A 23267-nucleotide genomic window follows, 5' to 3' on the forward strand; every position below is an offset into this window, starting at 1 on the left:
ACATGTTCCGGATGTATAGGTGAACGCTCCGCGATGACTCACCTCCGATGGAAAACGATCTTATTCGCTGGTGCGATTTTTATCTCTTTCACCTTATGAGGCTAAAGCGTGGAATATGCGGAAAAAGAACAGTCGACAGCACAGATTTTGAACTGGGCAGCTGCTGCTTTTATTAGACATACACAAACTTTTCGCATATTGGTTTGTATCCCTAGCGCAACTTGAGCATAAGCAACATAAGATAACGATAGTTTCAGGTGTGAAGTTCCAAGAAGGAGGTGTAGGATTTGCCGAAAGTATCAGTCATTATGACGAGCTATAACAAAAGCGATTATGTGGCAAAGTCCATTTCCAGCATACTCTCACAAACGTTTTCTGATTTTGAATTGTTTATTATGGATGATAACTCCAATGAAGAGACGCTGAATGTCATCCGCCCTTTTTTGAAGGATAACCGAGTGCGTTTTTATCAGAGTCATATATCTGGAGTGAAGGAAAGAACAGAAAAAACGAGATACGCGGCGCTGATCAACCAGGCGATAGAGATGGCGGAGGGTGAATATATCACCTATGCAACGGATGATAACATCTATATGCCGGACCGGCTTCTGAAAATGGTGCAGGAGCTTGATGCTCATCCAGAAAAAGCTGTGATTTACTCAGCCTCCAAAACCTATCATTTAAATGAGCATCGAGACATTGTGAAAGAAACTGTCCGGCCTGCGGCTCAAGTGACGTGGAATGCGCCTTGCGCCATCGATCATTGCTCGGTGATGCACAGGTATTCAGTGCTTGAGAAGGTAAAGGAGAAGTTTGGCTCCTATTGGGATGAAAGCCCGGCGTTTTACCGTATTGGGGACGCCCGATTCTTTTGGAGAGTCAATCATTTTTACCCGTTTTACCCGCTGGCTGAGGAGCTGGATCTAAATTATATTACCGACCAATCGATTCACTTTCAGCTGTTTGAATCAGAAAAAAATGAATTCGTCAGGAACCTTCCGCCGCAGCGCAATTGCCGCGAGCTGCGTGAATCATTAAAAAAGCTTGGAATGGGGTGAGAGCTTGTCGGCCTATTTAAGCAATTATTGGGTGCTGTACCGGAAGTATGTGGAGCTTTTTGACAAACTTCGCTACAAAGGGATTCCGCTTGCACTTATCAGTAATTTTTATCAATACATCAGCCCTGAGCTGCGGGTGATGATGGAAGAAGAACCGGCGTTATTCGGATCGGTGGATCAGCATATCGATGAGGGACAGATTCAGCCGTTTTTTGAAGAAAGAATTCAAAACATCACTCAAACAAATGACAAACCTGTAAAAGGGAAAGTCATTTTGCACTTTGATTATCTACGTTTTTCAAACGAAAATTACTATCAATTTGATCCTGAAAAAACGGTTGTTTTGGCCAGATGGAGTTTGCCGCATTATTGTGATCTGCCTGTGATCAGCAAGCGAGAAATGGCGGAATCATGCCAAAAGGGCGACTCGAAGCCATATCTCGAAACCGCCTGTTCGATTCTCGCCACTTATGACGATCATCCGGCATTCGGTGATCAAGCGTTTCGCGACCGGCTTTTCAAAGACATTCCTTTATTCATCGAGGCCATTGATACAGTTGATGCGCTGTTTGAACAGGAAAAGATTTCAGCTGTTGTTGTCGGAACGGCAGAAGATATTTACAGCAGGGTGCTCGCTCTCATGTGTCAAAGGAGAGGGGCCGTCAGCATTTGCCTTCAACATGGCGCATTGATGGGAGATGAAGCCTTTATTCCTGTATTTACAACCTATCAAGCTGTTTATGGTGCGTATGAAGCAGAGTGGTTTATACGAAAAGGCTGTAAACCCGAGAAGATTCTCGTCACGGGACATCCCCGCTTCGATCAGATTTTTAATAGAACGCCTATGGATATGTCCATATTCTATCGAAAACTTGCTTTTCATCCGGCTAAAAAAATTGTGCTTATTGCCACCCAGCCGTTTTCAGAAGATTTTTACGCCGGTGTGCTGGAAGGGCTATCTGATCAGAAGCAGCTGCAAATCATCATCAAACCCCACCCGTGGGAAATCGGAAAAAACAAGCTTGATCTGTATCACGTTGCGGCGAAAAAACATAAAGCATGCAGAGTCATCAAAAAGGAGCTGGAGCTTTATGATTTGCTGCCGTATGCTGATGCCGCAGTGACGCAAACCTCAACAGTCGGACTTGAAGCCATGCTGTTTCAAAAGCCTGTGCTGATCGGAAAATCGACCGGAAATCGCTCGTATCCGTATTATGAATCTCTTGGCGATTTTATGTTTGACCAGCCGGATGAACTGGCACACACCTTGGTTGAGGTTCTTCGAAGTCCCGCCGTGCATCAAAAAGCAGAAGAGGCGCGCCTGGCATTCATAGCGGCTAATTATCCGGTGGCAGAATCAACAAATGCTTTACTTGCGCTACTGAAAGCCAAAACAGGAGTTGATTACAGGCGGGAAGAAACTGAATAAAATGATAGGAGCGCAAAGAAATGGTACAAAAGAGAAACCAATTTCTCCCTTACTCATTGCCGTTAATCGGTAAGGAAGAAATTCAGGAGGTTACAGAAACGCTTGAATCGGGATGGCTCTCCAAAGGCACGGAATTCGGGTTCCAGAAAGCGGATTTCCCGATCGCCATGAATGACTATAAACGGTCCCTGTCGATCCCGTTCTCTGACGAGGATGTACATGATGTCATAAAAGCTGTGCAGGATATTGTAAAAGGGGCTGGTTAAGGGTGTATACGGTCAAAGAAAATGTATCCAAAGAGGCGGTTGAGAAATTCCTTCAAAGCAGGAAGCAAACACTGGATGTTTCGTACCAATTTTCCCTTGGCCTTTTTGAAAGCAGCAGACTCCAAGGCATCTTGCTTTACGAAAATTCTCTGTGGGAAAGTCAGGTGCTTCATAAGAAAGTTATGAGCGTCAAACTACTTGCGGCAAACAGCACCGGGCAATTGAAGAGGCTGTTTCAAGCCTTTTATTCTGTACGCCAAATGGATGAAACTGATTTTATCTCTGTTCGTGTCCCGGCGGAAGATATCGGTGCCGCGCACGTGATACAGCAGCAGCCATACTCTTACTTTGTCGGCGGTTTGCTTAAGATGGCGAAGTACCCGTCTTTTTATGACAGAACACCGCCATTTTTCGAACTAGGCCCGACTGAGCCCGAAGACACAGAAGCGATATGTGAGCTGGCACGGGACTCGTTTGCAAAAAGCAAATATTATCAAGATCCTTATCTCAGCCGTGAAGCAGCAAACAAGATCTTTCAGGAGTGGACAAGAAACAATCTCAATGGAAGGGCGGCTGTCAATATTGCCGCTACGCACAACGGCGAGGTCATCGGCTATCTTCAAGGCCTGTCAAGAGGTGATGAATGTACTGTCGATTTGATGGCTGTAAAGCCGGAATTTGAAGGAAAACGTATCGCGTTTCATTTATTGGCGAATTTCATAGAACAACCGGAGACACAGAAGCATAAAACGGTAACAGCGGAAACGCAGCTTCATAATGTAAGAGCGATTCGCCTTTACGAAAGAATGGGATTCACCGCTGAACAGTCGTATTACGATTATCATATTTGGCCGGGCAGGAGAGCGAAATAATGAGCGTTTCAACTCTGGATTTAGGTTGCCTAGGCTTGAATGATCAGGCCTTTGATTTGATGAATAGAGCACGATGAAATTATTCTCTGGGAAATAAAACGCAAAAGGCCTAATCTGCTTTTGTTAGATGTTCTAGGCGCGCCCGCGTTAAGGAAAAGCTATTCTTCAAGATTTGTATGATCAAAAGGTATAAAAATGCATGTAAGGAAGTGTTAATGTGAAAGGTGTTATTTTAGCCGGTGGAAACGGCTCGCGCCTTATGCCCTTAACCAAGGCCGTTAACAAGCATTTGCTTCCGGTAGGCCCGTATCCGATGATTTACTGGTCGGTCATGAAGCTGGAGGAAGCCGGTATAAAAGATATTTTGCTCATCAGCCAAAAAGAGCATATGCCGCAATTTTATAAACTGCTTGGGAACGGGGAAGAGCTTGGCGTTACAATCACTTATCAGGTTCAGCCAGCCGCATCGGGCATTTCGGATGGGCTGTCTTATGCAAAACGCTTTACGAAAAAAGAGCCTTTCATTTTATTATTAGGTGATAATATATTCGAAGATTTATTAAAGCCTTTTACGGAGCGCTTTGAACAGCAGGGTAAAGGAGCAAAGGTGCTGCTGAAAGAAGTTGATGATCCGGAACGCTTTGGGATTGCTGAGATTGATGAGAAAAACAAGCGGATTCGTTCCATTATCGAAAAGCCAGCACATCCGCCGACTAACCTTTGTGTAACCGGCATTTATATGTATGATGCGGAGGTATTTTCGTATATTGAACAAATATCACCGTCAAAGCGAGGTGAGCTGGAAATCACCGATGTGAATAATCTATACATCGAAAACAGCCAGCTTACGTATGATGTGTTATCAGGCTGGTGGGTAGATGCCGGAACTCACGAGTCGCTTCATCTCGCCTCCCAGCTTGTACACAAGGCTTTACAGAAAGGACAGGACGAAAAGTGATGGCAAAATCATATTTAGTTACGGGCGGGGCCGGCTTCATCGGGCTCACGTTTACAAAGCTCATGCTGAAGGAAACGGATGCGCGCATTACCGTTTTAGATAAACTGACGTACGCAAGCCACCCGAACGAAATGGAAAAATTAAAAGAAAACAGCCGATTTCGATTTATAAAAGGAGATATAAGCGTTCAGGAGGATATCGACCGGGCGTTTGATGAGACCTATGATGGCGTGATTCACTTTGCTGCGGAATCGCATGTGGACAGAAGCATTTCCCAAGCGGAGCCGTTTATCACCACAAATGTGATGGGGACATATCGTTTAGCTGAAGCGGTCTTGCAGGGAAAAGCCAAGAAGCTGATTCATATTTCAACAGACGAGGTGTACGGAGATTTAGAAGCGGATGATCCCGCGTTTACTGAAACGACGCCGCTTTCTCCTAATAACCCTTATTCAGCCAGCAAGGCAAGCTCTGATTTGCTCGTGTTATCGTATGTGAAAACCCACAAGCTCCCGGCCATTATTACACGATGCAGCAACAACTACGGCCCTTATCAGCACAGCGAAAAAATGATTCCCACGATTATCCGCCATGCGAAGCAAGGGCTTCCGGTTCCGCTGTACGGCGACGGTCTTCAGGTCAGAGACTGGCTGTTTGCGGAGGATCATTGCCGCGCCATCAAGCTGATTTTAGAAAAAGGAACTGACGGCGAGGTGTATAACATCGGCGGCGGAAATGAACGCACGAATAAAGAGCTGGCGAGCATCATTATGAAGCATCTGGGCTGTGAGGAATTGTTCGCCCATGTGGAAGACCGAAAAGGGCATGACCGGCGTTATGCGATCAATGCATCAAAGCTGAAAAACGAACTGGGCTGGCAGCAGGAAGTGCCGTTTGAAGAAGGCATTGTGCGTACGATTCGCTGGTATACAAACAATGACCGATGAGAAGGTGATCCGATTGACAAAGGTTTTGGTGACTGGTGCAGGAGGACAGCTTGGCCTGGAACTGTGCCGCCAGCTGAAGCAAGCGGGATATGAGGTTATTGCGTTAACAAAGAAGATGATGAACATCGCTGACCAGCGCTCCGTAAGGCATTCGTTTGGCCATTATCAGCCGGATATCGTGGTCAATACTGCTGCGTTTACGTCGGTTGACAAATGCGAGGAGGAACTTGATAAAGCCTATTTGATTAACGGAATCGGCGCTTATTATACAGCGCTTGAGGCAGCCCGCATCGGAGCTCAATATGTTCATATCAGCACGGACTATGTATTCGACGGGAAAGGAACCCAGCCATACAGGGAAGACGATCCCCTCGATCCGAACACCATCTACGGCAAGAGCAAAAAGCTCGGAGAAGAACTGATTCGATTAGCGACAAAAGACAGTACGATCATCAGAACATCGTGGGTGTACGGACATGGCGGCAGCAATTTTGTTCATACCATGCTGAAGCTTGCTGAGACAAAACAAGAGCTTCGGGTTGTTAGCGATCAAATTGGTTCGCCGACGTATACGAAGGATTTAGCAGAAGCGGTTATCAAGCTGTTTAGCCATCCGCCGGGCATCTATCATGTCAGTAATTCAGGCATATGCAGCTGGTATGAGTTTGCAAAGGCAATTATGGAAGAAAGCGGGCTGGAAACAGCCATTTTGCCTGTCACAACAGAAGAATACGGGAACAAAACGCCCCGTCCGGCTTACTCTGTACTGAGCCATCAGGCCATTGAAGAAGCCGGCATTCGCCCCCGCCATTGGCGGGAAGCGCTACGGGAGTATTTGCACGAAAGGAGCAGTGCTCGTGATTGATGGAGTCAAGGTAAAAAAATTGACGAAGCATAGCGATGACAGAGGCTTTTTTGCTGAGCTGGTCCGGGATGATGAGAATCTTCTTGAGCGTTTCGGGCAGGCCTCTTGGTCGAAAAGCTATCCGGGTGTGATTAAAGCATTTCATTATCATGAGAAGCAGGATGATCTGTGGTTCTTTCCAACCGGCCACGCCCAGGTTGTCCTATATGATCTTCGAGAGGGCTCAAAGACAAAAGGAGAAACGGACGTCTATTATATGGGCGAGGACAACCCGATGCTGTTATTGATCCCAAAGGGGGTGGCCCACGGATACAGAGTGCTGGGAGAGACGCCGCTGACGATTATCTACTTCACCACCATGTCGTATAACCCGGATCAGCCTGATGAAAAAAGAATCCCGTGGAATGATGAGAAAATCGGTTTCAACTGGAACACTGAATTTAGATAATAATAGGCACGTGATCAATCGAAGAGCAGAGGCATCTTCGACTTTTTTTGCCCTTTTTTAAAATAGGATAAAAGAAATAAATCGACAGGTATAAGTTACTAGAAAAAGAGAGAGAAATCGTCCATTTGAACCTTGTATAAACAGGAAGGAATTCTCAAAGAAATTCCAGTGTTAATATTCCTCAAAAAGCATTTACTTCCAAGGGAAATGATGATAGATTAATTTTTAAGAAAAAGAATTGGTAATTCGCGAATTACGAAAAAACGCTTTTTCTGCAGAGGACGCTCTGGCCAACATTAAACAATCAATTGAGGGGGAAATGTCATGTTAAAAAGAACTTCATTCGTATCTTCATTATTAATCAGTTCAGCTGTCTTACTATCAATCTTGCTTCCTTCAGGCCAAGCTCATGCACAGTCTGCATCAATCGAGGCAAAAACGATTAACAACACAAAAGAGTGGACTACTTCTGATATTGAAGTGACATATAAACCAAATGCGGTGCTTTCTCTCGGCGCGATAGAATTTCAATTTCCTGACGGGTTCCATGCAACAACAAGAGATTCAGTGAATGGAAGAACGCTGAAAGAAACACAGATTTTAAATGATGGAAAAACAGTTAGACTCCCGCTTACACTTGATTTGTTAGGCGCATCCGAATTTGACCTCGTCATGGTGCGCAAAACCCTTCCGCGCGCAGGCACTTACACGATTAAAGGCGATGTGGTAAACGGTTTGGGAATCGGCAGTCTTTATGCTGAAACGCAGCTGGTGATTGACCCTCGTTAATGAATAGATTAGATCAGAGACTGAGATGTTTTCAGTCTCTTTTTTTGTTGATGAAAAAACTGGTACGAATCTTGCATGATGGTAAGGGTGAATCCACTGAAGAAAGGAATTGGCCGGCTGAATTTTTGAAGCGCTTACATATTCAAGCGGCCAAAAAACAATGAGGTGAAAAAGATGTCAGCAAAGCAAGTCGCGAAAGATGAGGAAAAAGAAGCTCTTAACTTATTTTTGTCTACCCAAACCATCATTAAGGAAGCCCTTCGGAAGCTGGGCTATTCGAGTGATATGTATGAACTCATGAAAGAGCCGCAGAGAATGCTCACAGTCCGCATACCAGTCAAAATGGATAACGGCAGTGTCAAAGTGTTCACAGGCTACCGGTCGCAGCACAATGATGCGGTCGGTCCGACAAAGGGAGGCGTGCGTTTCCATCCTGAAGTCAATGAAGAAGAAGTAAAGGCATTATCCATTTGGATGACGCTTAAGTGCGGGATTGCCAATCTTCCTTACGGCGGCGGAAAGGGCGGTATTATTTGTGATCCTCGGACCATGTCATTCGGAGAACTGGAAAGGCTGAGCAGAGGGTATGTCCGTGCCATCAGCCAGATCGTCGGCCCGACAAAGGATATTCCGGCTCCTGATGTGTACACCAACTCGCAAATTATGGCGTGGATGATGGATGAGTATAGCCGGCTGCGTGAATTCGATTCTCCTGGCTTTATCACAGGAAAACCGCTCGTTTTAGGCGGATCGCAAGGCCGGGAAACGGCCACGGCACAAGGTGTCACGATTTGTATTGAAGAGGCGGTTAAGAAAAAAGGGATCAAGCTGCAAAACGCGCGCATCATCATACAGGGCTTTGGAAACGCGGGAAGCTTTCTGGCCAAATTCATGCATGATGCCGGCGCGAAAGTGATCGGAATCTCGGATGCCCATGGCGCGCTTTACAACCCGGACGGCCTTGATATCCCTTATTTGCTCGATAAACGGGACAGCTTCGGCATGGTTACCAACTTATTCACTGACGTCATCACAAATGAGGAGCTGCTTGAAAAGGATTGCGATATTTTAGTGCCGGCCGCGATCGCCAATCAAATCACAGCCAAAAACGCACACAATATTCAGGCATCAATCGTCGTTGAAGCGGCGAACGGCCCGACAACCATTGATGCCACTAAGATCCTGAACGAAAGAGGCGTGCTTCTCGTGCCTGATATTCTGGCAAGTGCCGGCGGCGTCACGGTTTCTTATTTTGAATGGGTGCAAAACAACCAAGGATACTATTGGTCAGAAGAAGAGGTTGCAGAAAAACTGAGAAAGGTCATGGTCAATTCGTTCGAAACGATTTATCAGACAGCGGCAACACATAAAGTGGATATGCGCTTGGCGGCTTACATGACGGGCATCAGAAAATCGGCAGAAGCATCGCGATTCCGCGGATGGGTGTAAATTCGGAGGGGGGAGATATCCCCTCTGTCGCAAAATAATTTTGCGTTTATCTTTTGCGAGAAAAGGAAAATCTGCAAAAAATATTTGCATTCCGTAACTAGAAAAAGAGAAAGATGTTCTTCTTTCAGACAAATTTCTGTACATTTCAACAAGTTTTTTCAGGAAGAGACAATATTTTGGCATGATTTTTGCATTTTTATTCATGCGAAAACATATATCATATTTTCATGACATGAGGGGGACTACATATGACAGTTTCATATGCGCACGAACCATTTACTGATTTTACGGAAGCGAAGAATAAAAAAGCATTTCAAGAGTCATTGGCATTTGTAAACACACAGCTCGGCAAGCATTATCCGCTTGTCATAAATGGAGAAAAAATCGAAACGGACCGCAAAATTGTTTCCATTAACCCGGCTAATAAAGAAGAATCGATTGGGTACGCGTCTACTGCGGATCAAGAGCTTGCAGAAAAAGCGATGCAAGCCGCATTGCAGGCTTTTGAATCATGGAAAAAACAAAGACCGGAGCACCGTGCGAATATTCTCTTTAAAGCAGCGGCGATTTTGCGCAGAAGAAAGCATGAGTTTTCAAGCTATCTTGTGAAGGAAGCGGGAAAACCTTGGAAGGAAGCAGATGCGGACACAGCTGAAGCGATAGACTTTTTGGAGTTCTACGCGCGCCAAATGTTAAATCTCAAGGAAGGGGCTCCCGTGAAGAGCCGTGCTGGCGAGTTCAATCAATACCATTACGAAGCGCTTGGCGTCGGCATTGTCATTTCTCCATTTAATTTCCCGCTAGCGATTATGGCAGGAACAGCGGCGGCAGCCATTGTGACAGGTAATACAATTCTCTTAAAACCGGCTGATGCGGCGCCTGTCGTAGCTGCAAAATTTGTCGAGGTCATGGAGGAAGCGGGCCTGCCAAACGGCGTTCTCAATTACATCCCGGGAGATGGAGCGGAAATCGGTGATTTCTTAGTGGAGCATCCGAAAACACGGTTTGTTTCATTTACAGGTTCCCGTGCAGTCGGCTGCCGGATTTATGAGCGAGCCGCTAAAGTGCAGCCGGGCCAAAAATGGCTCAAACGGGTGATTGCCGAGATGGGCGGAAAAGACACGGTGCTTGTCGACAAGGACGCCGATCTTGACCTTGCTGCATCCTCTATCGTGTATTCAGCGTTTGGATATTCAGGTCAGAAGTGTTCAGCAGGCTCCCGTGCAGTCATCCATCAGGATGTCTATGATGAAGTGGTGGAAAAAGCGGTGGAGCTGACGAAAACGCTGGCTGTCGGCAATCCGGAAGATCCTGATACGTATATGGGGCCCGTGATCCATGAAGCGTCCTATAACAAAGTCATGAAATACATTGAAATCGGCAAATCTGAAGGCAAGCTGTTGGCCGGCGGCGAAGGCGATGACTCAAAAGGCTACTTTATTCAGCCGACGATTTTTGCAGATGTTGATGAAAATGCACGCCTGATGCAGGAAGAAATTTTCGGCCCAGTTGTTGCAATCTGCAAAGCGCGTGATTTCGATCATATGCTGGAGATTGCCAATAACACGGAATACGGATTAACAGGTGCGCTGCTGACGAAAAACCGAGCGCACATTGAACGGGCGCGCGAGGATTTCCATGTCGGAAACCTATACTTTAACAGAGGCTGTACCGGAGCGATTGTTGGCTATCAGCCGTTCGGCGGTTTTAATATGTCCGGAACAGACTCAAAAGCAGGCGGCCCGGATTATTTAATCCTTCATATGCAGGCCAAAACAACGTCCGAAGCGTTTTGATTTGAGAGAAATAAAATCGTGCGATTCGTTAACGGATCGCACGATTTCAACTTTTTGACCAGGAGGGCAATTTATGCTGTATACAAAAATCAGTCACATGAAACCGGCTGAAAGAGTGGAAGCGCTGACAACTTCTTTGGTCAGTCTCAGCAGTGTGAACGGCACTATCGGGGAAGGGACAAAAGCAGATTTCATCAAAGAAGTGCTCATGAGCTATCCTTATTTTCAGGACAACCCTGATTATGTGTGGGAACAGGCCATTCCTAACGACCCATACAACCGCAAAAATATTTTTGCGTTTATTGAAGGACATGGAGAAAGCCGAAATACTGTGATTTACCACGCCCATCTGGATACAGTCGGAATTGAAGATTTCGGCCCTTTAAAGGATATCGCTTTTGATTGTAAGAAATTGGCCGAGTATTTCAGCCGTTATGAATTTGATCAAGATGTTCAGCGGGATGCCAAATCAGGCGAGTGGATGTTCGGGAGAGGATCTGTCGACATGCAAAGCGGCATCGCCGTTCATTTGGCCAATCTCCTGCACTTTTCCGAGAACCTCGATACATTGCCGGGAAATCTATTGTTTATGGCCAATCCGGATGAGGAGAGTCAGCATTCCGGCATTCTCGCCAGCATTTCAGAGCTGAACCGGCTAAAAAAAGAAAAACAGCTTCACTATCTGGCCGCCATCAATACAGATTTTATTACACCGCTTTACGATGGGGATGAGACAAGATATATTTATACCGGAGCCGCTGGAAAACTGCTTCCTTGCTTTTACATTTACGGCCGTGAAGTCCATGTTGGCGATACACTGGCAGGGATTGACCCGAATTTCATTTCATCTGAAATCACAAGCCGTCTCCACAATAACATTCATCTGGCGGAAAAGGTTGAAGGGGAGTTGGTTCTGCCCCCATCCTGTTTGTATCAGCGTGATAACAAGGAATCCTATAATGTGCAAACGGCTGTCAGCAGCTGCTTGTATTTCAATTGTTTTATTTATGAAAGAACGGCAACGGAGATTATGGATCTTCTTATCGAAGTCACTGAGGAAGCGTGTCATGACGCAGAACAAAAATTATCAGATTATTATGAAGAATACGCAAAAAGAACCAACCTTCCGAGGAAACATTTATCATGGGCCATTCAAGTCTACAGTCTGGAGCAATATTTAGAAAAGCTAAGAAACCGCGGCGTAGATCCCGAGCAGTGTATCGAGCAGGCATTCAAAGCAAATGAGCATCTGGAGCTTCGTATGAGATGCTTTAAGGCAGTCGAAGAGCTTCAAAAGCTTGACCCTGATCAAGGCGCAAAAGTCATTCTATTTTACGCACCTCCTTACCTGCCGCATAACTATTTGAAAGAAGATAGCGCAAGAGATCAGCTTTTGAAGCATGTGATTAAAGAAGCGGCTGACAAAACCGCTGAATCGACAGGCGAAACCTTTGTCTTCAAAAAGTTTTTCCCCTACTTGGCAGACGGCAGTTTCTTATCGCTGCACGAAACCGATGGCGAAATTGATTCCTTTATCAGGAACTTCCCTGGGTGGAATAGGATTGGGACCATTCCGTTCAAGGATATACGCAAGCTGAATATTCCATCCATTAACATGGGCGTGTACGGAAAAGACGGCCATAAATGGACAGAACGAGTCTATAAACCGTACACATTTCACGTATTGCCTGACCTCATTCAACAAACCACTGTTCACCTTTTGCAAAGCTACCGGATGACCATCACGACACAAGAACCGAAGGGAGAAGGATGATGCAGAATCATAAAAATGAATTGCAGCGCAACATGAAAAGCAGGCATTTGTTTATGATTGCCTTGGGAGGGGTGATTGGCACCGGACTGTTTTTAGGCTCCGGCTTTACCATCAGCCAGGCGGGACCGCTCGGTGCCATTGCCGCGTATATCATCGGCGGATTTTTAATGTATCTTGTCATGCTTTGTTTAGGAGAACTGGCTGTTGCCATGCCGGTGGCCGGTTCGTTTCAGGCATACGCCACTAAATTTCTGGGACCGTCGACAGGCTTTATGATCGGCTGGCTGTATTGGTTCAGCTGGGCGAATACAGTAGGCTTGGAGTTGACGTCAGCGGGTATTTTGATGCAAAGGTGGCTGCCCTCCGTGCCAATCTGGATATGGTGTCTCATGTTTGGCATCGTCATCTTTTTGATTAATGCGATGTCGGTCAGAAGCTTTGCCGAAATGGAATTTTGGTTTTCAAGCATCAAAGTGGCAGCGATCGTATTATTTATCGTAATCGGCGGAGCCGCTGTGTTTGGCTTGATTGACTTTAAAGGCGGTCAGGAAACGCCATTTTTGTCTAACTTTATGACGGATAGGGGGCTTTTCCCGAATGGGGTGCTGGCTGTCATGTTTACGCTGGTCATGGTGAACTTCTCCTTTCAGGGGACGGAGCTTGTCGGCATCGCGGCAGGGGAAAGTGAAAATCCGGAAAAAACATTGCCAAAGTCCATCCGAAATGTCATTTGGCGCACACTGTTTTTCTTTGTGCTCGCGATGTTCGTCCTTGTTGCCATTCTACCGTACAAAACGGCAGGGGTGATTGAAAGCCCGTTTGTAGCGGTGCTCGACCAAATTGGCATTCCATTTGCCGCTGATATCATGAACTTTGTCATCTTAACGGCGATTTTATCTGTTGCCAATTCAGGATTGTATGCGGCGTCACGCATGATGTGGTCACTTTCATCAAACCAGATGGGCCCGTCTTTCCTCACCAGGCTGACAAAAAAAGGCGTGCCGATGAATGCCTTGCTGATAACGCTCGGCATTTCAGGCTGTTCCCTGCTGACTAGTGTCATGGCTGCAGAAACGGTGTATTTATGGTGTATCTCAATCTCCGGTATGGTGACAGTTGTCGCGTGGATGTCTATTTGCGCGTCGCAATTTTTCTTTCGCAGACGTTTCCTCGCTGAAGGCGGAAACGTGAATGACCTGGAATTCAGAACGCCTCTTTACCCGCTGGTTCCCATTCTCGGATTTGGCTTATACGCCTGCGTATTGATTAGCCTTATTTTCATTCCCGATCAAAGAATCGGCTTGTACTGCGGTGCCCCGATCATTATTTTCTGCTATGCGTACTACCATCTGAGCATCAAAAAACGCATACATCATCAACCGATAGAAAAAGAACAGACAGAAGCACAATAGAAAAAGCTCTCCGGACTGCCGGAGAGCTTTTTTTAAGCTTAAAATCCTCTGGATTTTAAAATGGAATATACAAATCCATATCGAGATCTAAATGAAAAATATAAAAAATGTTAAGTTTACATTTGAATTGTTAATGATGAAAAAACAATGCTAAACTATAATTCAACTTGATGATAAGAAGATAATGGAAGAGGTGTTTTAAGGGAGAATGAACAGCAAACAAAATCATGACATCGAAACAAAACATCACTTTCCGCTATTTTTAGCACTGGCTTTAACGATGGGAGTATTTGCAGCCGGATCTGAAGAGCTTGTGATCTCGCCGCTGCTGCCGGATTTAGCAAAAGCCTTCAACTCAGATGTCAGCGTCCTTGCGTTATCTATTAGTATTTACGGCGTTATGATTTTTATCGGGGCGCCGCTTCTGGTTCCATTAGGCGATAAATACTCCAGAGAACTGAGTTTACTGGCCGGAATTTTGATCTTTATTATAGGAACAGTGATATGTGCTTTAGCCCAAAATATCTTTTTCTTCTTTTTAGGCCGGGCGCTTTCGGGATTGGCTGCCGGCGCGTTTGTGCCGACCGCTTACGCAGTTGTCGGGGATCGTGTTCCTTATACATACAGGGGCAAGGTGATGGGACTGATCGTGTCAAGCTGGTCGCTGGCACTGATTTTCGGTGTGCCGCTCGGATCATTTATCGGCGGCGTCCTGCATTGGAGATGGACATTTTGGATTTTCGCCTTAATGGGCGTTTTAGTTGTTCTGCTGATCTTGCTTGAAATGCGCCGCCATGCCGAACATAATAATAGCGGCAAGGAAGAAAAAGAAGAAACGGCTGGAACATTCCGGGATGCGTTGAAAGTCCCGCGTGTACCGGTTTATATCACGATCACCTTTTGTAATATGATTGGTTTTTACGGTATGTATTCCTTTTTAGGCTCCTATCTTCAGGACATTTTTACCGGAGGAAACACAGCAGCGGGCTTATTTATCATGATTTACGGCATCGGGTTTTCCATGAGTGTCATTACAGGAAAGGTAGCCGATCGCATCGGAAAAATGCGCTCCCTTTTGATTGCACTGGGGGTCATCAGCGTGCTCCTGGCCTGTTTAGCATATGCGCCGGCATCAATGATTCTGTTAATCGTTAGCCTTTTTATTTGGGGGTTAATGCAAAGCTTAACGGTGACGCTGCTCAGCACCATCTTGAGTGACTGCTCAGAGCGTCATCGCGGGAAAATCATGGCGTTTTACAGCCTCGCCTCGAATCTGGCTGTGACATTAGGCTCTGCTTTGATGGGACCTGTATATGTGGGCTACGGCTATGCAGCTGTCGGATTGATTTGCGCCGCCATTACAGTGCTCGGATTTGTCCTTAGTGTATTCGCATATAAAAAGTACGGCAAGCATGAACAGAAAGCGGATCATTCCTTATCCCAATAAACAAAGTTTCTAAATTCCTATAGTAAAAAACCCTTTCTTAAGGGTTTTTTTGTTTGTATGGGAACAATTATCAATATTTTCTAAAAACATTGACAGTTCGATTGACGCTGGATAAAATTTACTTAAAATTTTAAAAGATTGGTTGGTGCTCATGATTATATTGGATAATAGCATTCAGACAAAAAACAGAACTGATTCACTATCCAAACTGATTACAGTCAACACGCTCGGCCCTGAGGGGACAAGCAGTGAGTACGCAGCAAAACATTTCATCTCCAATTTTACTCTTCTACAGGGGCTGAACAGTAAATTGTCCTTGCATGATACATTTGAATCTTGCATTGAAAGAACGCTTCAAAGCCCGCTGGAATATACCATCGTCCCACACGCTTACGACGGCATTAAGCATTTCTACATGAGGCCGGATTTGCAGCTTTTGCAGATCTTCAGGTGCGATACACCGATGTACGGCCTGGCTGTTCGTCCTGGTTTTGAATACAGCCACGATATGCTTGATTCATCAATTATTGTTTCACATCCATCACCTATTAATTTAATAAAATATTTTACCCGCAAAGATGTACGTTTCAAACTAGTTAATTCGACCAGTCAAGCTGCAAGAAAAGTAAAAGAGGGCCTGTATGACATTGCCTTAACCAATGAGCTTGCACGGCAAAAGTACGGGCTCACATTTGTGACAACATTTAAAAGCATTCCTATGAGCTGGTCATTATTCGGAAAAGGAGACATTAATGATGAAAACTAAAGAAGACATGCAGGAGCTATATTTCCCGACACCGAAATTAATAGAATGGGAAAACGGAGTGAGACAGTATTCCACCGTGCGAGGTGATACTGAAGTATTAATGTCTTACGTCCCGCCGCATACCAACGTTGATCCCCATCAGCATAAGGAAGTCCAAATCGGCATGGTCGTTTCAGGCGAGCTGATGATGACGGTCGGAGATGTGACGAGAAAAATGACGGCCTTGGAATCTGCCTACATCGCGCCTCCGCATGTGCCTCATGGGGCAAGAAACGACACAGACCAAGAAGTCATTGCCATTGATATCAAGCGGCTGAAAGCTGATGAAACATATACAAGTCCTGAGGACTATTTTTTGGATATTTTTAAAACAAGAGATCTATTGCCTGGCATGGAAGTCACGTTCTTTGTTGAGGACTGGGTGGAAATCATGCTGGCCAAAATCCCTGGAAATGGCGGAGAAATGCCTTTCCATAAACATCGGAATGAGCAAATCGGCATTTGCATCGGCGGCGGTTACGACATGACGGTCGAAGGCTGTACAGTCGAGATGAAATTCGGCACAGCCTATTTCTGTGAGCCTCGGGAAGACCACGGCGCCATCAACCGTTCAGAAAAGGAATCAAAATCGATTAATATCTTCTTCCCGCCGCGCTACAACAGAGCAAAATCAAAAAAAATAAAGGCGGATCAATAATCATGAACCTCATCGATAAAACTGTCCTCATAACAGGAGGCGCATCAGGCATTGGTTATGCTGCAGTCCAAGCTTTTTTGGGCCAGCAGGCAAATGTGGTTGTGGCGGACATTGACGAGGCTCAGGGAATAGCAATGATCCGGAAAGAAAATAATGACAGGCTGCACTTTATACGAACGGACATCACAGACGAAGCTGCCTGTCAGCAAGCTGTTCAATCGGCGATCGATACTTTTGGAGGGTTGGATGTATTAATTAATAATGCGGGCATCGAAATCGTTGCGCCCATCCATGAGATGGAGCTCAGCGATTGGAACAAGGTCCTGCAAGTCAATTTGACCGGCACGTTTTTAATGAGCAAACACGCACTCAAGCATATGCTTGCTGCCGGCAAGGGCAACATCATAAATACGTGTTCTGTCGGCGGGCTTGTGGCATGGCCTGATATTCCTGCCTATAACGCCAGCAAAGGAGGCGTTTTGCAGCTGACACGGTCAATGGCCGTTGATTATGCGAAACATCAAATTCGCGTCAACTGCGTATGCCCAGGGATTATCGACACACCGCTAAATGAAAAATCATTCCTTGAAAATAATGAAGGCACACTAGAAGAGATCAAAAAAGAAAAGGCAAAGGTAAATCCGCTGCTGAGGCTTGGGAAACCTGAAGAAATTGCAAACGTGATGCTGTTTTTAGCCTCAGATTTATCTAGTTATATGACCGGAAGCGCCATCACCGCAGACGGAGGATACACCGCACAATAGAGAAGGAGTGTTTTACATATGGAGAGAAAAACAGTATTGGTCATCGCTGATCTTGGAGGCTGCCCGCCGCACATGTTTTATAAAAGCGCTGCTGAAAAATATAACCTGGTCAGCTTTATTCCAAGACCTTTTGCAATTACAGCCTCTCATGCAGCACTGATTGAAAAATACTCGGTCGCGGTTATAAAAGATAAAGACTATTTTCAGAGCTTAGCTGATTTTGAACATCCGGATTCTATTTATTGGGCGCATGAGGATCATGACAAGCCTGAAGAAGAGGTCGTCGAGCAAATTGTCAAGGTTGCCGAAATGTTTGAAGCGGATGCCATCACGACAAACAATGAATTATTCATTGCCCCGATGGCAAAAGCCTGTGAACGTCTGGGCCTGAGGGGTGCCGGCGTGCAGGCTGCCGAAAATGCCAGAGATAAAAATAAAATGAGAGACGCTTTTAATAAGGCTGGAGTCAAATCAATTAAAAACAAACGGGTTACCACTCTTGAAGATTTCCGTGCTGCACTTGAAGAGATCGGCACACCTCTTATCTTAAAGCCTACATACTTAGCGAGTTCAATCGGCGTAACGCTGATTACGGACACTGAGACGGCAGAAGATGAATTTAACAGAGTTAATGATTACCTGAAATCAATTAACGTGCCAAAGGCGGTCACATTTGAAGCGCCGTTTATTGCTGAAGAATTTTTACAGGGTGAGTACGGAGACTGGTATCAAACAGAAGGGTATTCCGACTATATCAGCATAGAAGGCATCATGGCTGATGGTGAGTATTTCCCGATCGCCATTCATGACAAAACGCCTCAAATCGGATTTACAGAAACATCACACATTACGCCGTCCATTCTGGATGAAGAGGCGAAAAAGAAAATTGTCGAAGCTTCCAAAAAGGCAAATGAAGGGCTTGGACTGCAAAACTGCGCAACACATACAGAGATCAAGCTAATGAAAAACAGGGAACCGGGTTTAATAGAATCAGCAGCCAGATTCGCCGGCTGGAATATGATCCCTAATATTAAAAAGGTCTTCGGCGTCGACATGGCGCAATTATTATTAGACGTTCTCTGTTTTGGAAAAGACGCCGATCTGCCGGACGGATTATTAGATCAAGAGCCTTATTATGTTGCCGACTGCCATTTGTATCCGCAGCACTTCAAACAAAATGGGCAGATCCCTGAAACTGCTGAGGATTTGGTCATTGAAGCGATCGATATTCCGGACGGACTCTTAAAGGGTGATACTGAAATCGTTTCTTTTTCGGCTGCAGCACCAGGCACATCAGTTGATTTGACACTGTTTGAAGCTTTCAATTCCATCGCTGCATTTGAACTGAAAGGCAGCAATTCACAGGATGTGGCTGAATCAATCAGACAAATTCAGCAGCATGCAAAGCTGACGGCAAAGTATGTGCTGCCAGTATGAAACATCTGAAGCCAAACTCTAAATACTTGCTATACGGGCAGGCGCTATCGTTTATGGGAGACTATTGTGTTCTCCCTGCCCTGCTCATTTTGTCTACATATTATCATGATTATTGGGTGACATCGGGGGTCATCGTGGTCAGAAGCATTCCAATGGTGTTCCAACCATTTTTGGGGGTTCTGGTCGACCGGTTAGACAGAATTAAGATCATGCTGTGGACGGATATCATCAGAGGCATCATCTTTTTGGGGCTCACATTTCTTCCAAAAGGCGAGTATCCGCTGATTTTTCTGGCTCTGCTGTTTATATCCTATGGGAGCGGTGTGTTTTTTAATCCGGCCCGTCTCGCTGTCATGTCATCCTTGGAATCAGATATTAAAAGCATCAACACGTTATTTGCAAAAGCGACGACCATCTCGATTATCGTTGGGGCAGCTGCCGGAGGGCTTTTTCTGTTAGGCGGATCTGTAGAGCTGGCTGTTGCTTTTAACGGTGTGACGTACTTGATTTCGGCCTTTTTTATCAGCCTCATTAAGCTGCAATTTGTGCCGATTCAATCTGAAAACATAAAAGAGGCCTTCCAGTCTTTTAAAGAAGGTCTCAAGGAAATCAAAACCAATGCTTTCGTATTAAACGCCATGTTTACGATGATTACAATGGCTTTGCTGTGGGGGATTGTGTACAGCTATTTTCCGATTGTCAGCCGCTTTCTGGGTGATGGGGAAATCGGCAACTTTATTCTCACGTTCTGCATCGGCTTCGGCGGCTTCATCGGAGCGGCGCTTGTCAGCAAATGGGGCTTTAACAACAATAGAGGCCTGACGTACTTTGCCGTTTTGTCCATTGTCTCGCTGGCGCTGTTTTTATTCACGCCGATCTTCGCTGTCTCTGTCATCGCCGCTATCCTCTTTTTCATCGCGATGGAATATGGGGAAGTGCTCGCAAAGGTGAAGGTTCAGGAGAACGCGGCAAACCAGATCCAAGGGCGCATTTTTTCGGTGGCGGAAGCGTCGATCGGGTTATGCATTTCTGTTGGTTCAATGTTAATCAACGTCTTAAACGCTCCGGTCATTATGGGGCTGATTGTTGTGATCGTAAGCGGATTGTTTTTGCATACGAAGCTCGTCAACAAATCGTTTTTGGAACGGGATAACAAAACGGAGCAAAAAGGAGTCTTTTAGATGGAAATAACACCGTCCGACGTCATCAAGACACTGCCAAGGCAAGAGTTTTCTCTCGTTTTTCAAAAGGTGAAGGAATTGGAAAAAACGGGTGCGCACATCATTAATCTCGGACAGGGAAACCCTGACCTTCCCACTCCGCCGCATATTGTGGAGGCTTTGAGGGAGGCGTCTCTAAACCCTTCGTTTCACGGATACGGCCCATTCAGAGGTTATCCTTTTTTGAAGGAAGCCATCGCTGCTTTCTATAAAAGAGAATATGGGGTGTCAGTCAATCCTGAAACAGAAGTTGCGCTCTTCGGGGGCGGGAAAGCCGGCTTGTATGTGCTGACACAATGCCTGCTCAATCCGGGAGACATCGCCTTGGTTCCAAATCCGGGCTACCCTGAATACTTATCAGGGATTACGATGGCGCGGGCTGAGCTTCACGAAATGCCGCTGTATGAGGAAAATGGCTATCTGCCGGATTTTGAAAAGATTGATCCTGCTGTGCTGGATAAAGCGAAGCTCATGTTTTTAAACTATCCGAATAACCCGACGGGAGCTGTGGCTGATTCGGCTTTTTATGCCAAAGCGGCTGCTTTTGCGAAAGAGCATAACATCCATTTGATTCATGATTTTGCATACGGCGCGTTTGAGTTCGATAAAAAACCGGCCAGCTTTCTTGAGGCAGAGGACGCCAAAGCTGTCGGAGCAGAGCTTTATTCATTTTCAAAAACATTTAACATGGCCGGCTGGAGAATGGCGTTTGCGGTCGGAAATGAAAAGATCATTCAGGCCGTCAATGAATTTCAGGATCATGTATTTGTCGGCATGTTCGGAGGATTGCAGCATGCGGCGAGCGCAGCGCTTTCGGGAGATCCGAAGCAAACGGAATCCTTGAAACGAGTCTACGAGGAACGAATTGACTTTTTTACGGAGCTGTGTGAAAAGGAACTGGGCTGGGAGATGGAAAAGCCAAAAGGAACCTTTTACGTATGGGCTGAAATTCCGAAAACGTTTGAAACATCTTACCAATTCTCTGATTATTTGCTAAAGCATGCCCATGTTGTTGTCACACCGGGCGAAATATTTGGGAGCAACGGAAGAAGGCATGTCAGAATATCAATGGTGTCGAAGCAGGAGGATCTGCGGGAATTTGTCATGCGGATTCAAAAGCTGAACCTGCCGTTTGCATCATTACAAGAAGTATCCCGCTAAAAGCGGGATTTTTTTATATGCTTTTCATGCTTCCGCCGTCAGCAGAAATTTGCTGGCCCGTGATGTAGGAGGCTTCCTCAGAGGCGAGAAACGCTGCAAGCGCTGCGGTTTCTTCAGCTGATCCAACCCGTTTCATCGGAATCCCGGAAGCGACCTGTTCCTCTGCTTCCTGTTTGGATATGCTGTTCTTTTTCATTACATTTTCCACAAATTGATGGTAACGGTCTGTAGCGATAAAACCAGGATTCAGGCAGTTGACAGTAATGTTGTGAGGAGCAAGCTGGATGGAAATATTTTTACTGGCGTTAATTAAAGCGGCATTCATCATACTGTTTGTGAACATATTGGCGCCGGGTTCTTTCCACAGATTTCCGACAATGTTGATGATTCTGCCAAACTCATTTTGTTTCATCAGTGAGGCAGCACGCTTGATAGCGTCAATATAGGCAACGGTCTTTTGTGTGAACGTTGCCGTCATATCCTCTATATTGCAGTTCTCAAATGTGTCAGGCGCGCCGCCCGGGATATTATTAATCAGAACATCAAGCCGTCTGCATCGAGATTCGATTTCTTGAAAGATGCCGGCTCTTGTATGCTGGTCAGACATATCGCCTGCAAGGACAATGACGCTCGTCTCAGGATGCTTGGCCAAAATGTCTTGTTTGACAGGTTCAATATTATCCAATTTTCGTGAATTAATGACAAGAGAAAAATGCTGATCTGCTAATTTCAGAGCGATTGCTTTCCCGATTCCCTGACTGGCTCCCATAATAAATGCGGTTCGTTTTGACAAATAACTGCACCCCTTTGAAAAAAATGGATTATTATCTACATCGTAAGAAAAAACGAAGAAAATAGCAAATTTTATTTAAATTCTGATAAAGGAGGATTGAAAAACTCCCGCCGATTTGGGCGGGAGAGATGTTATACATATAGGAATTGAGGAAGTGTATCAAGCGAAAGGTGGTTGCCGACAAAAAATGAACCGAATTCGCCGTAGCGAGCGCTGACTTCGTCAAAACGCATTTCATACACAAGCTTTTTGAATTGAAGCACATCATCACTGAATAATGTCACGCCCCACTCGTAATCGTCAAAGCCGACGGAGCCGGTGATGATCTGTTTGACTTTGCCTGCATAGCTGCGGCCGATTAAGCCATGGCTTCTCATCAAGTTTCTGCGTTCCTCCATTGAAAGCATGTACCAGTTGTCGTTGCCGGATCTTCTTTTATCCATTGGATAGAAGCATACATATTTGGATTCCGGCAGTTCAGGGTAAAGGCGTGCACGCACATGCGGATTTTCGTAAGGGTCGCCGTCGCCGCTTGCCAAGTAGTTGCTCAGCTCTACCACTGATACGTAGGAGTAGGCCGGAATGGTGAACTCAGCGATTCTTGATTTGTTGAATTCAAGCTCAATTTGATTTAATTCTTCCATTGTAGGGCGAAGAATCATCAGCATAAAATCAGCTTTTTGGCCGACGATGCTGTAAAGAGCCTGCGATCCTTTTCCTTCTTTTTGAACTGCGCCCCATTTTTCAAGCAGCCCGGTGAATTCATGTATGATCGATTGGCGCTCATCGCTGGACAGCAGCTTCCAGGAAGTCCAATCCATTGTGCGGAAATCATGAAGCGCATACCAGCCGTCAAGCGTTTTTGCCGCTTCGTTTGTCATTTGCTGTTCACTCATTTATCTTCACTCCTATTATCTTT

The 23267-nt window shown here is 45.5% G+C and carries 21 protein-coding genes and 1 pseudogene; 20 read left to right on the forward strand and 2 right to left on the reverse strand.

The window, feature by feature from the left end:
- Positions 1-287: 287 nt before the first annotated feature.
- From spsA to bacF, 20 genes and pseudogenes are all read left to right on the forward strand, one after another.
- Positions 288-1058, forward strand: coding sequence for a spore coat dTDP-glycosyltransferase SpsA (gene spsA, locus MOB98_RS08260; RefSeq protein ID WP_268358887.1), 771 nt, complete (start codon positions 288-290; stop codon positions 1056-1058).
- 4 nt (positions 1059-1062) lie between these two features.
- Complete coding sequence (locus MOB98_RS08265) at positions 1063-2487, forward strand: CDP-glycerol glycerophosphotransferase family protein (RefSeq protein WP_268358888.1); 1425 nt, start codon at positions 1063-1065, stop codon at positions 2485-2487.
- A 20-nt stretch (positions 2488-2507) separates the two neighbouring features.
- Positions 2508-2615, forward strand: a pseudogene (locus tag MOB98_RS08270) (hypothetical protein); the annotation flags it as partial.
- Between the two features lie 140 nt (positions 2616-2755).
- Entirely contained in the window at positions 2756-3625 is an 870-nt protein-coding gene (locus MOB98_RS08275; RefSeq protein ID WP_268358891.1) for a GNAT family N-acetyltransferase, read from the forward strand.
- Between the two features lie 217 nt (positions 3626-3842).
- Positions 3843-4583: a sugar phosphate nucleotidyltransferase gene (locus tag MOB98_RS08280; protein WP_268358894.1), complete on the forward strand. Its 741-nt coding sequence runs from the start codon at positions 3843-3845 to the stop codon at positions 4581-4583.
- Positions 4583-5530, forward strand: coding sequence for a dTDP-glucose 4,6-dehydratase (gene rfbB / locus MOB98_RS08285; RefSeq protein ID WP_268358896.1), 948 nt, complete (start codon positions 4583-4585; stop codon positions 5528-5530). Before MOB98_RS08280 ends, rfbB begins: the two co-directional genes overlap by 1 nt.
- Before the next feature lie 13 nt (positions 5531-5543).
- On the forward strand, positions 5544-6395 hold the full coding sequence (gene rfbD / locus MOB98_RS08290) for a dTDP-4-dehydrorhamnose reductase (protein ID WP_268358898.1): 852 nt from the start codon (positions 5544-5546) through the stop codon (positions 6393-6395).
- Positions 6388-6843, forward strand: a complete 456-nt coding sequence (locus MOB98_RS08295; RefSeq protein ID WP_268358900.1) for a dTDP-4-dehydrorhamnose 3,5-epimerase family protein — start codon at positions 6388-6390, stop codon at positions 6841-6843. Before rfbD ends, MOB98_RS08295 begins: the two co-directional genes overlap by 8 nt.
- Positions 6844-7167: 324 nt before the next feature.
- Entirely contained in the window at positions 7168-7632 is a 465-nt protein-coding gene (gene bslB, locus MOB98_RS08300; protein ID WP_268358902.1) for a biofilm surface layer hydrophobin BslB, read from the forward strand.
- 174 nt (positions 7633-7806) lie between these two features.
- On the forward strand, positions 7807-9081 hold the full coding sequence (gene rocG / locus MOB98_RS08305; RefSeq protein WP_268358905.1) for a glutamate dehydrogenase: 1275 nt from the start codon (positions 7807-7809) through the stop codon (positions 9079-9081).
- A 248-nt stretch (positions 9082-9329) separates the two neighbouring features.
- The gene (gene pruA, locus MOB98_RS08310; protein ID WP_268358907.1) at positions 9330-10877 is read left to right on the forward strand and encodes an L-glutamate gamma-semialdehyde dehydrogenase; all 1548 of its coding nucleotides are present in this window, start codon (positions 9330-9332) and stop codon (positions 10875-10877) included.
- Positions 10878-10950: 73 nt separating this feature from the next.
- Complete coding sequence (locus tag MOB98_RS08315; RefSeq protein ID WP_268358909.1) at positions 10951-12651, forward strand: M20 family metallopeptidase; 1701 nt, start codon at positions 10951-10953, stop codon at positions 12649-12651.
- Positions 12651-14063 (forward strand): amino acid permease, encoded by a 1413-nt coding sequence (locus tag MOB98_RS08320; protein ID WP_268358910.1) that lies wholly within the window; start codon positions 12651-12653, stop codon positions 14061-14063. The genes MOB98_RS08315 and MOB98_RS08320 overlap by 1 nt, the downstream gene beginning before the upstream one ends.
- Before the next feature lie 208 nt (positions 14064-14271).
- A complete protein-coding gene (locus MOB98_RS08325; protein ID WP_268358912.1) occupies positions 14272-15510 on the forward strand; it encodes an MFS transporter in 1239 nt (412 codons plus the stop codon).
- A 151-nt stretch (positions 15511-15661) separates the two neighbouring features.
- On the forward strand, positions 15662-16276 hold the full coding sequence (gene bacA / locus MOB98_RS08330) for a prephenate decarboxylase (RefSeq protein ID WP_268358914.1): 615 nt from the start codon (positions 15662-15664) through the stop codon (positions 16274-16276).
- Positions 16266-16973, forward strand: coding sequence for a 3-((4R)-4-hydroxycyclohexa-1,5-dien-1-yl)-2-oxopropanoate isomerase (gene bacB, locus MOB98_RS08335; RefSeq protein WP_268358915.1), 708 nt, complete (start codon positions 16266-16268; stop codon positions 16971-16973). The genes bacA and bacB overlap by 11 nt, the downstream gene beginning before the upstream one ends.
- Positions 16974-16975: 2 nt before the next feature.
- Entirely contained in the window at positions 16976-17737 is a 762-nt protein-coding gene (gene bacC, locus MOB98_RS08340; protein ID WP_268358916.1) for a dihydroanticapsin 7-dehydrogenase, read from the forward strand.
- Between the two features lie 18 nt (positions 17738-17755).
- Positions 17756-19174, forward strand: a complete 1419-nt coding sequence (gene bacD / locus MOB98_RS08345) for an alanine--anticapsin ligase (RefSeq protein ID WP_268358917.1) — start codon at positions 17756-17758, stop codon at positions 19172-19174.
- On the forward strand, positions 19171-20355 hold the full coding sequence (gene bacE / locus MOB98_RS08350) for a bacilysin exporter BacE (RefSeq protein ID WP_268358919.1): 1185 nt from the start codon (positions 19171-19173) through the stop codon (positions 20353-20355). The genes bacD and bacE overlap by 4 nt, the downstream gene beginning before the upstream one ends.
- Positions 20356-21555 carry a transaminase BacF gene (bacF, locus tag MOB98_RS08355; protein WP_268358921.1) on the forward strand — a complete coding sequence of 400 codons (1200 nt, stop codon included), beginning with the start codon at positions 20356-20358 and terminating at the stop codon, positions 21553-21555.
- Between the two features lie 13 nt (positions 21556-21568).
- Here bacF and bacG read toward each other — a convergent pair whose 3' ends face one another.
- Positions 21569-22348, reverse strand: a complete 780-nt coding sequence (gene bacG, locus MOB98_RS08360) for an NADPH-dependent reductase BacG (protein ID WP_268358923.1) — start codon at positions 22346-22348, stop codon at positions 21569-21571.
- 131 nt (positions 22349-22479) lie between these two features.
- The gene (hemQ, locus tag MOB98_RS08365) at positions 22480-23244 is read right to left on the reverse strand and encodes a hydrogen peroxide-dependent heme synthase (RefSeq protein ID WP_268358924.1); all 765 of its coding nucleotides are present in this window, start codon (positions 23242-23244) and stop codon (positions 22480-22482) included.
- Positions 23245-23267: the final 23 nt, after the last annotated feature.

The organism is Bacillus sp. N13C7 (assembly GCF_026790065.1).
Taxonomy (GTDB): domain Bacteria; phylum Bacillota; class Bacilli; order Bacillales; family Bacillaceae; genus Bacillus.